This window comes from Litorivivens sp., from assembly GCF_057445395.1.
Genome location: NZ_JBVBUV010000042.1, coordinates 19,998 through 31,670, shown reverse-complemented (window position 1 = coordinate 31,670; position 11,673 = coordinate 19,998). Strand labels below are relative to the sequence as shown.

At 54.2% G+C, this 11,673-nt stretch carries 11 protein-coding genes; 2 read left to right on the top strand and 9 right to left on the bottom strand.

The window, feature by feature from the left end; all coding sequences use genetic code 11:
* Window positions 1–133 precede the first annotated feature (133 nt).
* The gene (locus tag AC222A_RS12425) at window positions 134–1,015 is read left to right on the top strand and encodes a glycosyltransferase family 2 protein (protein ID WP_486775051.1); all 882 of its coding nucleotides are present in this window, start codon (window positions 134–136) and stop codon (window positions 1,013–1,015) included.
* Here AC222A_RS12425 and AC222A_RS12420 read toward each other — a convergent pair.
* The 3 genes from AC222A_RS12420 to AC222A_RS12410 are packed head-to-tail and all read right to left on the bottom strand — an operon-like array spanning window position 1,008 to window position 4,033.
* Complete coding sequence (locus AC222A_RS12420; protein ID WP_372781690.1) at window positions 1,008–1,910, bottom strand: alpha-1,2-fucosyltransferase; 903 nt, start codon at window positions 1,908–1,910, stop codon at window positions 1,008–1,010. The two genes, AC222A_RS12425 and AC222A_RS12420, sit on opposite strands and share 8 nt — an antisense overlap.
* 5 nt (window positions 1,911–1,915) lie before the next feature.
* Window positions 1,916–2,887 (bottom strand): glycosyltransferase family 2 protein, encoded by a 972-nt coding sequence (locus AC222A_RS12415; protein WP_486775050.1) that lies wholly within the window; start codon window positions 2,885–2,887, stop codon window positions 1,916–1,918.
* Window positions 2,888–2,914: 27 nt separating this feature from the next.
* Window positions 2,915–4,033, bottom strand: a complete 1,119-nt coding sequence (locus AC222A_RS12410) for a glycosyltransferase (protein ID WP_486775049.1) — start codon at window positions 4,031–4,033, stop codon at window positions 2,915–2,917.
* A 231-nt stretch (window positions 4,034–4,264) separates the two neighbouring features.
* On the opposite strand from AC222A_RS12410, the gene AC222A_RS12405 reads away from it, so the two are divergent.
* Entirely contained in the window at window positions 4,265–5,245 is a 981-nt protein-coding gene (locus AC222A_RS12405; RefSeq protein ID WP_372759975.1) for a glycosyltransferase family protein, read from the top strand.
* Window positions 5,246–5,248: 3 nt separating this feature from the next.
* Here the strand turns inward: AC222A_RS12405 and AC222A_RS12400 are convergent, their stop codons facing one another.
* The 6 genes from AC222A_RS12400 to AC222A_RS12375 are packed head-to-tail and all read right to left on the bottom strand — an operon-like array spanning window position 5,249 to window position 11,624.
* Window positions 5,249–6,148 carry a glycosyltransferase family 2 protein gene (locus AC222A_RS12400; protein ID WP_372747374.1) on the bottom strand — a complete coding sequence of 300 codons (900 nt, stop codon included), beginning with the start codon at window positions 6,146–6,148 and terminating at the stop codon, window positions 5,249–5,251.
* The gene (locus AC222A_RS12395) at window positions 6,148–7,542 is read right to left on the bottom strand and encodes a lipopolysaccharide kinase InaA family protein (RefSeq protein WP_372758342.1); all 1,395 of its coding nucleotides are present in this window, start codon (window positions 7,540–7,542) and stop codon (window positions 6,148–6,150) included. Before AC222A_RS12395 ends, AC222A_RS12400 begins: the two co-directional genes overlap by 1 nt.
* The gene (locus AC222A_RS12390; RefSeq protein ID WP_372747372.1) at window positions 7,539–8,648 is read right to left on the bottom strand and encodes a glycosyltransferase family 4 protein; all 1,110 of its coding nucleotides are present in this window, start codon (window positions 8,646–8,648) and stop codon (window positions 7,539–7,541) included. Before AC222A_RS12390 ends, AC222A_RS12395 begins: the two co-directional genes overlap by 4 nt.
* Entirely contained in the window at window positions 8,648–9,649 is a 1,002-nt protein-coding gene (rfaC, locus tag AC222A_RS12385) for a lipopolysaccharide heptosyltransferase RfaC (protein WP_372747371.1), read from the bottom strand. The genes AC222A_RS12390 and rfaC overlap by 1 nt, the downstream gene beginning before the upstream one ends.
* Complete coding sequence (gene waaF / locus AC222A_RS12380) at window positions 9,646–10,677, bottom strand: lipopolysaccharide heptosyltransferase II (RefSeq protein WP_486775048.1); 1,032 nt, start codon at window positions 10,675–10,677, stop codon at window positions 9,646–9,648. Before waaF ends, rfaC begins: the two co-directional genes overlap by 4 nt.
* 17 nt (window positions 10,678–10,694) lie before the next feature.
* Window positions 10,695–11,624, bottom strand: a complete 930-nt coding sequence (locus AC222A_RS12375; RefSeq protein ID WP_372747369.1) for a branched-chain amino acid transaminase — start codon at window positions 11,622–11,624, stop codon at window positions 10,695–10,697.
* Between the last annotated feature and the right edge of the window lie 49 nt (window positions 11,625–11,673).

The following is an 11,673-nucleotide window of genomic DNA, read 5'->3' as shown; positions in this document are numbered from 1 at the left end:
CTATTCAACGACTAATGATTAAAAAAGCACTAAATGATAAAATCAGGGTATTATCTCGAATTAAGCGCGTGTTGTCTGCCCCAAGGCTAGGGCTGGCGAGGCTGAAGCAGAAACGAAACGCATGGATCACTGAATGCCGCTGAAAAATAATAACAAGCCTCTGGTCACTGTAGTGATATCTGCCTACAACCATGCAGCGTTTGTCAGCTCTTGTGTCCACAGCGCTTTACGGCAGACATATCCCAACATTGAAGTTCTCACTTACGATGACGGCTCAAGCGACACAACGGCAGACATCCTTAACGCACTGTCAGATCAGCATGGCTTCGCATTCACCGCACAAGCAAATCGCGGACTCAGCAAAACGCTTAACCATGCTCTGAGTGTCGCCCAGGGAAAATATTTCTGCCCCGTCGGCTCTGACGACATCATGATGCTTGACAAAACAGAAAAGCAGGTTGCCTTCATGGAAGCCAACCCCGGCGTGGCTGTGTGCGGCGGCAACGCCCTATTGATCGATGAAAAAGGCGTGCTGTGCAGTAAGAGGCAGCGGTTTCACCCCGCCAGAGATCTAACATTCAGCGATCTATTCGAAAATACAACCCCGGGGTTTATCTCACCAACGGCGATGATTCGAACTGACGTGCTCAAGGCTGCAGGCGGCTATCGCGAAGATATTCCACTGGAAGACCTGTACCTCTGGCTGAAACTGGCATCGCTTGGGCATCGCATTCACGCAATCAATGACGTTCTACTGTACTACCGGAAGCACCCCAATAATACATACAAAAATGTCGGGTACATGTTTCACGGCATTCAGAATACGCTAAGCGAATACCAGCAACACCCTAGCTACAACAAGGTCTTAAAAAGACATAAAAACAGCTTGCTCCTCAGTGCAGCCAAACAGGGAGATAAGCAGGGTGCACGGGATATCCTCCAATCACTCAGCTATCGGGACATCAACCTAAAGACACTGCGCGCGCTTACAAGGCTATACCTGAAAATTAACTAACGCCCACCATCTGCCATTCTTTCAGGTAGAGCTTCTCGGGCACGCCCGACTGCGTCAACACCCACTGGTCGGGCGCATAGGTTTTGCCTTCTCCTAAGCAGCCAGCCCACCAACTAAAAGAACTATTGGCCATCACCAAATGGCTCGCCTGGGCCATCATTACCAGATCTGAATACGGATCGTCCAATCGCCCGGAAAATACACGAGCACCTTTTAGCGCCTCTAACCCCAAGTAGGAAACCGGATCTTTGTCATCCGAAAAAATATAAAACTGGTAATCGGACGTTCGATCACCGCATATCTGCCTGATCGCACGTCGGTAATAATCCCGCAGATCAACACCGTGTACAGCCGCTGCCGAAGGAAGCGATACATAGTCGCCTAAACGAACATGCAGTGCGACAGCCCTTGGATCTTTCAATTCACGCAGCAGTGAAGCATCACAGCGAGCACGCCCCTCCAAAAACAGACGCACTGCGGCAATTATGTCGCTATCAGCGTTGCGCCAATAGGCTGGAGACTGCCAATAACCCCTGAAGTATTGCGCGCGCGAGGCGTGCGCCACGGGGTCGAACCCCATCACTTTCTCTTTATATTCACGCGCCCTGAACATTGGAATTCTTACGCGCGACAATACATTATCAAGATGGCGCCGACCACCTTTTGCGCGATAGACCGCGCGCTGATCCTCATAAAGTATTCTTGCCGGTTCAACGAGCGGAGCGAGCTCAAACCCGGTATGATCGCTGCACGTAGCGTAATGAGACGCGTCCAACCATAGCTCACCACCAAGCCATTTGGCCTTGGCGATACCAAAGGCGTATTGGAAAAGCTGATTTCCCAACCCACCCATCACCCGGACAACGACATCACGCGACGTCGGCTTACTCCCCACCGCCATCACCGACGCCCCACACCATATTTAAAACCATAACGCACATTCTGAAGTGGGCCTGCACCCAGCCTAAAAGCTGTTTTCATATCATAGCGATGTGTTTTGGCTGACTTCTGAAAGAGTCGTCGCCAGAATTCATAGACGGCACGACTATCACCACTGCGCCTTTTAAGTTCGGCATAAAGAGTGGCCAACCACCAACTGTAATTCCGAAATTCGTCGACGTTATCGATCGGCAAAGCACGAAATGCCTTAGTGTGACACTCCACCGTTGTGGGGTCGAATAACCCCATTTCACGCACCACCGAAGTCAGTGCGCGCTCACACCCCTCATATAGCTGGCTCAGATTCCGCGTTGTGTTTTGCTGTGCGTGAATACGGTACTGAACCAATGCCTCAGGGTGCACACCAAAACACGCATCTCGACGCAACGCTAATCGCAACCAAAGTGCATAATCTTGCGCGTGAGCACAATCGGACGGATATCGCATATCCCCAAGCCAGTTGCGATCTATCAACACCGACGGGTTGGCTATCGGGTTTTTCCAGACAAAGAGTTGATGAACAATATCAGCATGCGACGTCGGGAAGTCGCTGACACCACTGCGCTCCCCCACATGCTCAATTTGAGAACCGACAAGGGTAAGCCGCCTGGCATCGGCGAGCTCAAGCTGCTTTTGAAGTCGATCAGGCCTGCTCACATCGTCAGCATCAAGCATCGCAACCCAAGGCGAATCTGCACGATCAATCCCTTCATTGGGGGTCGCCACAATACCTTTATTGGGGCGACTGATTATCTGAACTCTTGCGTCACCTTTTGCAGCCCGCTCAATTTCACACAATGTATCGTCGCTGGAACCATCATCAATTACAATCAGCGTCAGATCACGCATAGACTGCGCCAAAACCGAAGTTACTGCCGCACCAACGTACTGTCCGGCGTTATACGCAGGGATAATGACACTAACTTTAGGCATCCGCCCAACCCGCCTTGAACGAAGCCACTAGCCTTGTCTCTTAACCAACGCACTGTACTTTTCACCGAAGAGAGCCGGCGAAAAGCGCTCTCGCGTCATTGATTCGAGTGAAGTGCCCAATGCGTCCCGATTTTCTGGCGTAAGCCCAACCATGGCCTCTAGCTGCCGCGCAAGGGCTGTTGCGTTTCCCTGCTCGAATACAAATGAATACTGATAAGGCAATGCATCGATCAACGGTGGAATATCCGAGCAGACCACCGGGCGAGCAGCCGCCATCGCTTCCAATAACGCAATAGGTGATCCTTCAGTCTTTGAGGTCATAACAAAACAATCGAAGGCTCGCAGATAACGGTAAGCCTTGGCCATATACCCTGAAAATATGACCTGCCCGGAGATGCCCAACCCTGCGGCGAGCGCCTGCAATGCTTGGCGCTCCTTACCATCCCCCACCATGGCCAGCACGGCGCCCGGTATGTTTGCTGCGGCAAAGCCTCTCACCAGCGTTTCGTAATCTTTTTCAGAAGACATACGACCAATCGTGCCAACAACCACCGCCCCAGGCGCCAACCCCAAAGCGCGACGTGCAACGTCACGGTCAAGCAAGCCTTCGGCCAATTCATCCGCGTCGATACAGTTCTCAACGACATCAATCGAGCCCAATTCGGGCGGCAACTGTGGTTCTAGATGTCTCGCGGAGTCGCTGGACACAGCAATCACACGCCAGCCTGCAATGCGGCCACGCTCAATGAATTTAAACAAGGCTGGAAGTTTGGTCTTTTTTATCCGCACACGACCATGGACAACCAATATGAACTTCCCATCAAGCGACAGGCTTCTTTGCAGATCCATCAACAGGTTCGCAGACAACAATCCATCGGCAATAATACAGTCGTAATCACCCTGTTCCAGGCGCCGTCGCAGTCTGGAGCGAAGCACACGGTATCCGATAGGATGCTTGCGAGGGCGCCGTAAAGCATCAAAATCACGCACCAGCGGTGCGCCGAAATCCTTGTGCGGCACACCAGAAAGAAGAAGGCTTTCAACAATGATGCCTTTAACCCTCAACTGTTGTTCGATATGCATGTGCACATGATGGATGGACGCCGACGCTTCGCCAGAATTGCTTATCAGGTTAAGTACAGGCATTCCAATCTCACCAAAACACGGCGCAACCGGGCCGTGCGCTGTCTATCATGATTATAATAAAGCTGTATAATTTCCAGAGACGCGATCACTGAAAATATCGTTTTTCAAACCCCAAATCCGTTGGCTGTCGCGCTGTAAACCCTTACTTGGCAATGACTTTACTAAGTCCGTTAGGGCAATACAGACACTAGTCTATCCCAATCAAGCCCCATGCGCACCTTGAGATAAACCATGTCCAACCCAGCACAATCAGCAACACCAAAGATCTTACTGGTCGGCCAGCAGGACAGAGATATTGATTTCTCCTGGCTGTATCAACACGTCGAAAGCCTGGACTACGTGGTGGTTGAAACACTCAACAAAAAATCCATCAAGGCACTGCCAAGCACATTAAAACGACTAAACCACTCACACTATGACCGAGTCATTCTTGACCTGCCTTTTGCCAAAGTAGTGCGATTTACGCAATTTCTGCAGACGATCAACGGTCTGATAGTTTTTGAGGAAGATGCCTGCCAGAATTTTCTACCCGAATCACGATGGCACGGTGCATTCGCAACTTACTACAAGAGCCTGCCAAATGCCCAGATTATAGTAACAGGCCATGGCACCGCCAAAAGGCTTGCAGCACAAGGCATTGCCAGCCGCGTCATTCCGAAAGGTTTTGACCAATCAGTGTTGCGCAATGACGGCAGTCGCAGGGATATTGAGCTCGGCTTTATTGGACGAACCCGATCGGCCGTCTACAGCCAACGACGCGCGCTACTGGACGCTGTAGACAAGGCGATTGGGGTAAAGCTGCTACGAACCGAATCGCGCGCCGAATACAACAGCGCTTTAAACCGAATCCAGATGTTCCTGAGCGCAGACATGGGTATTGGCGAATATATGGCCAAAAACTTTGAAGCCATGGCCTGCGGCTGCACCGTTATTGCAAGCAAACAGGGCGATGGCGAAGAATCGGCACTGGGCTTTTCCGACATGGAAAACATCGTCTTGTACGAATCCGCTGAGGAAGCGATTGATAAAATAAGACAACTCCAAAAACAACCCGAACTCGCCGCAAAAATCGCCGCGGCAGGTGAACAGCACGTGCGCAACAATTTCTCACACCAGCATATTGCAGACCAACTTATCGCGCTCGCTAGAGCGCCCTTCACCGCTGCCACAGCTCGAAAACCCACATGGATTGAACGCTTATCGCTGCGTTAGAACTCAGGCTTTGGCTTTAATCAGACACTGGAGGTACTTTGCTACGTACTCTGGCTTGCGTACACACGCGCGCCAGTCTGCGGCAAACGCCAGGCGGAAATACTCAACTGCTTCCTTGTATCGACCAGCGCGCTTACAAATGCGAAATACAGACAAGGCCCTTCTGGCCCGGTAAGCCGGTTTATGTCGAATAAAAGCAGCCGGCAACTTAGCACGGTCAAAAACCTCATCGACCAGTAGCAAACCCACCGTCAACGCGGTATCCGCATTGTGACGCATGCTACCCGCGTGCTTATAGATTCTGGTTGTCGGGTGCTGCAACGCCACCGCATCAAAGTTCGCTAAACACTGAGCGAATACGGGAATATCTTCTGTCTGTCGCAACGCTGGATTGTAGCTGACCAGCGCAAATACAGAGCGCTTCATCGCCACCGCACCGTTGCTGATAGACAATCGCTTGTACAGGTAAGCAAGGAAGCGTCGCTCTGCATCACTAGCGATGTCCGCCATCCGCCCCCGCTCCTCCCGACCATCGGGAAATACCGACACTGTCGGTGCAATCAAAAGCCCGGCATCAGGGTATTGATCAGCCGCCGCCCGGAAACACGCCAGCGCATCAGAAAGAAACTCGTCGTCAGCATCAAGGAAAATCAGATACTCACCCTGCGCCAATTCCACTCCCCGATTTCGAACAGCGGCAAGCCCGGCATTTTCCTGCGATATCGCGCGCAATGCCGGAAACCGCCTCGACAGCTCGGCAAGTACTTCGGGGGTGTTGTCTGTAGACCCATCGTCAATCACCAGCACTTCATAATCATCACCCGGCTGAGTACAGGCTGACTCCACTGCCCGCGCCAGCACGGCGCCGTAGTTATAAGCTGGAATAACGACCGAAAACCGCATTATTGCTCGCCTGCGAGCAGAGCTCGAAACCGCGATTCCATCGCCGGATGGGCATACCAGTTACGCAAGAACCGCGTGCGATCCTTGTCTTTACACTGACGAAACTGGGATTTGGAGCGCACCGCATGCAGCACATCCAGATCAATCAATTCCACACCGCGCTCGGTCACCAGGAAATTGCGCGCTTTGAAATCACCATGACATAGCTGCAGCTCTTCCATGACCCGGAAAATATCGCGCACATCGTCCAGCTCACGCTGGGTCGGCTCGCGCCGCTGATAGGCATCGAGCATCTCCTCTCCCCCCGCATCTGCGGTCACCAGGTAGGATACGCCGCGCACCGGCCCACGCCGCTGCTCCATCAGCAGAAGCGGTGCAGGTGTTTTTAATCCCGCCATTTGCAACAGATGGGCCGCCCGCCAGGCATTACTCGCCCGCGTCTCTCGAAACAGGCGCCGCAGCCTGTGACTGGTGCTTTTAATATTGTAGCGTTTGATGACCACCGATTGACCAGCAAGCTGAGCGCGCACCACCGTCGCACTGTTGCCGTCCTTGAGCATCTCAGCCTTGGCCATCACACTGTCAGGAGCGGCGCGAAATTGCGCAACCCAGCTCTCATCCAGTCCGCGCTTGGCAGCGACAAACCAGCCACCGCGCTGCTCCACCGCAACCTCAGTGCAATTGCGAAATACCTTAGCGAGATACTTTTCAGCACGTTTCCACCAGATACTCTGACTGGCCTCATCCAGCTGTTCCCTGGCCCGTTCCGGTTTGAGCGAGAGCGGCAGCGCCAGATAGGGACTCTCCAGCAGCGCCTGTCGCTCCAGCCACGGGAACTGAGCGATAAAAGCAGCCAGGTTGCCCACACACTGCTCACCATTCAATGGCTTTTCTTGCGCCTGTAGCGAGGCGTTATCAATAACGTGTAATTTGCCATTTGCCAACAGGAAGTTGTCAAAGTGAATATCGGTCTGACAAATCCCATTGCGATGCATACTGGCCAACAGCTCGAATGCAGCGGCGAGAAAGGCTGCACGCTTTTCGCCCTGCAATCCTGCTGACAAAGGCTCAACGGGGTCGAGCTTTTGGTAAATAACGGCGCTCAAGCCCGTATCCATCTCGCCAGACCACAAGAGTTCCGGCGTCGGGATGTCGGCTTTCTGCAGCGCGGCATAACCTGTGATTTCTGCCGTCTGCTCTTTACGTGCCTGCGGCAAAAAGAGCTTGGCGACAACGGGCTTTTTGCCCCAGCGCCCCGCCAAGGTAACGCGCTTGCCGGGCAATAAACGCAGACAAGTATCAAACACCAGTGGCTGGTGCTCCAGTTCTGCGGTTATCGGTAGCGGAAGCTCCCATTCATTGGCTTCCAGCACTTTGCGTATCTGTTCTATCACTGCCAATTCTCCAGCAGTTCAGCGGCCCGCGCTGGCATATCATAAATATCGGCGTTATGAGCGAAGGTAAGTCCGCGTGCACGCCACGTATCACCATTTTCAGACAACACCCGGCGCAAAGCTTCGTCGAGATCAGCCTGTACAACCGGATTAGGCACTACCTCGCCCATTCGTTCTCGCGTCACATAAGCGGCGTAACCACAGGCGTTCGTCGTAACTACTGGCAAGCCAGCCACCATCGCTTCCAACAATACCGTCCCGGTGTTCTCACGGTAAGCCGGATGCAGCAGCACATCGGCAGCCCACAAATATTCACTCACATTGTTTACGCCACCGAGAAAGGTCACTTGGGACGCAATGCCAAGGTTACGAGCGAGCGCTTCGAATTTTTCCGCTTTGTCCTTGCCCAGTATCAACATCCGGGTCGTCTGCCCCGCCTGTAATTGCGAGGCCAGCGCACGCAACGCCCGATCAAGACCCTTGGTACGAAAACCGCTACCCACAAACAGTATAATGCGCTCCGCATCACCCCATCCCTGGGCCGCACGAAAGGCTGCACGACGCTCTGCGTAATCTGAAGGCATCACCCGATCGCGCCGAATTCCCGGGGGCAGCAGACGCATTCGTGTCTCGGGTGTGCCGTAGTATTGCTTAAACACCGCCATTTCTGGCTCAGAAATCAACAACACTCGCGTGGTTGCCGTCGCCGCAAAAACACCCGCCTCCATACGCTGATAACTGCGCGCACGCGGCAAAAAACGATACAGGAAACCGCGTTCTTCGTGTATTTTGGCCGCGAAGCAGCTGTCCGCCGCGTAGTAAAAGTCCAATCCCGGCATTTTATTGAAGCCCACCACCTTATCCAGAGTGCGGGACTTAATCGCCCCAGGCAGCGCCTGTGCAAAAGCGGCATCGCGGGCATGATTACTCACGCCGCTCACCGGAACGGTAACAACATCGATATCGGCCGGTTTTTCTCCTTCCCAACCGCCGCAGAATACGGTCACGCGATGCCCACGCGCCATGCAGGCGCGGGCAATCGCCAACATGTCGCGCTGCAAGCCTCCAAACGGAAAGTACTTGAACAGCGCGAAGCCGAAATGCATCAGACTTGCTCCGCTAGCAGGTTTTCCACCGCCGCCCACACCCGGCGCGGGGTCAGCGAGGTCATCACAACGGGATCAGTGGCGGCCAGGTCACCGCGCGGGAATTCTCCGGCCAGCAGATGTTTCTGGTTGGCGCCATAAGTACCAACCAGATCTGGTGAGGTAGGCCCATAAAGCGCCACTGTCGGTACATTTAATGCCGCCGCCAGATGTCCGAGGCCGGTATCTACCGACACAACAAAGCTGGCCTTCTGCAGCTCAGCCGCCACACCCTGCAGATTCAGCTTTGGCAGCGCTTTGGCCTTATCCGACACTTGCGCAATCCGCAACGCTCGCTCGCGTTCAGCTTCGCTGCCCCAGGGCAGACGCACCTCATAACCGGCGCTCGTTACCTGCTTGCACAACTCCAGCCAATAAGGCTCTGGCCAGTGCTTATCGTGCCGCGACGTGCCATGCAGGAAAATAACGTAGGGATCACGCTCACCACCGAGTTTGAACTTCTGGGTGTCAATCGCATAATCACCCCGGGTATTTGGCTTTTCGTAGCCCAGCGCCTGAGCGAATAACTGTCGAGTCCGCTCCACTGCATGCTGCTCACGAGGAATATGGTATTTGCGATGATAGAACCAGGCTGCCACCTTCTCGCGCACTGTGGCACTGTCCATGCCAGCGCGCGGCGCTTTAACCAGGCGCATCAGCACAGCGCTTTTCAGCAGCCCTTGTGCGTCAATCACCAGATCGTAGTTTTCCTTACGCATCTGGCCTTTAAACGCCTTCCATTCAATACCACTAAGCGCCGCCATGGGGGACTTGCGCCAACGCCGAATGGCCACTGGGATCACTTTGCCAACAGCCGGATGCCACCCTGGCACTTCGGCAAAACCCTCTTCCACCACCCAGTCGAACACAATGCCGGGAATGGCGGCGCTTGCGTCCGTCAACGCAGGCAGGGTGTGTATCACGTCGCCCATCGACGACGTTTTAATCAACAGTACTCTCATTGTTCCGCGTCTGTCAGTGTCGCCAGCGAACGGATTACCCGCTCGGGCTCCAAATCCACCAGACATTTCATATGGCCCATGGGGCATTCGCGCTTGAAGCAGGGGCCGCAGTCTACCGGAATCTGTTCTATGGCCACCCGCTCAGCCAATGGCGGGGTAAAGCCCGGCGAGGTGGAACCGTAAACCACAACCAGCGGACGACCCAAGGCGGCGGCAATATGCATCAACCCCGAATCGTTAGACACCACTGCGGTTACCTGCGAGAGAATATCAATGGCCTGGCCCAGCGAGGTTTTGCCGCAGAAATTATGGCAGCGAGCGCTAGCGGTCGGTGGCAACGCTGACCGGATTCGTTCAGCCACTTCTGAGTCCTTACCCGACCCCATCAAGACAACCTGCCAACCTTGATCCAGATAGTGACCTGCCACTCTGGCATAGTGCTTGTCTGGCCAACGCTTGGCAGGGCCAAACTCGGCACCCGGACACAACGCCAGAGTTGGGCCTTCCAAGCCTTTCTCCGCAAACAGCTTTTGCGCTGCCTTGTGATTAACCGCCAGCGCTGGACGAGGAATCGGATCCGGCAACAGCTCACCTTTCGCCAATCCCAGCGCCACAAAGCGCTCTATCATCAGCGGATACTTCTGCTTGTCCAGCACCCGCACATCATTGAGCAGGCCGTAACGCATTTCACCGCGCCATCCGGTGCGCTGAGGAATAGAAGCAAAAAAAGGAATCAGGGCAGACTTGAGGGAATTCGGCAAGACGATTGCTTGATCATAGCCTTGCGAAGCAAGGTCTTTACCCAGCCGCCGTCGAGTGCCCAACTGCAGCTGACCGTGCCCCAACGGCATGGTCAGCCCGCGGCGAACCTCGGGCATCCGGGTAAGCAATGGCTTACTCCACTCGGGCGCGAGCACGTCAATTTCGCACTCGGCATCCCGCTGACGCAGCACCTTGAACAGGGTCTGCGCCATCACCATGTCCCCCACCCAGGAGGGACCAATTATCAGAATGCGGCGATGAGCCATGTCGCTGTGCGAATCCCTTAATCGGCGACCGGGGCCAGCCACTCTTGGTGTGCAGGCGAACGGCCTTTGACGGCGTCAAAATAGGCACTTTGCAATTTCTCGGTGATCGGGCCACGTTTTCCCTCACCGATACGGCGACCATCGAGCGACTGTATCGGCAACACTTCCGCCGCAGTACCGGTGAAAAAGGCTTCATCGGCAATGTACACTTCATCGCGGGTGATGCGCTTTTCAATGATCTCGAAACCGTGGTCTTCGGCCAGCGCAAACAAGGTATTGCGGGTAATCCCGTCGAGGCAGCTGGTCAGCTCGGGCGTATACAGCTTGCCTTCGCGCACAATGAAAATATTCTCACCGGAGCCTTCCGCAACGTAGCCTTCGTTATCCAGCAGCAGGGCCTCTTCACAGCCACTTTGCAGAGCTTCCTGCAGGGCCAGCATCGAGTTGATGTAGTGACCGTTGGCCTTAGCCTTACACATGGAGATATTGACGTGGTGCCTGGTATACGACGAGGTGCGCACCTTGATGCCATTTACCTTCGCTTCGGGCGACATATAAGCCGGCCAATGCCAAGCGGCAACAATCACGTGCGTTTTCAGATTGTCTGCGCGCAACCCCATGCCTTCAGAGCCATAAAAGGCCATGGGACGCAGGTAGGCCTCTTCAAGCCCATTCTCACGCACAACAGCTTTCTGGGCGGCATTCAGATCATCCTTCGAGAACGGCAGCTGCATGTTCAGAATATGGGCTGAACGGAACAGGCGATCAGTGTGCTCTTTGAGACGAAAAATTGCCGTGTCATGGCTGTCGGTATGGTAGGCGCGCACACCTTCAAACACCCCGAGACCATAGTGCAGGGTATGAGTAAGCACATGCACTTTGGCTTCACGCCAGGGCACCAATTCACCATCAAACCAAATCACGCCATCGCGATCAGCCATGGACATTGCTGTAACTCCTTCAGAAAATTAACGGGCTGGTTACCGATCTAAAAAT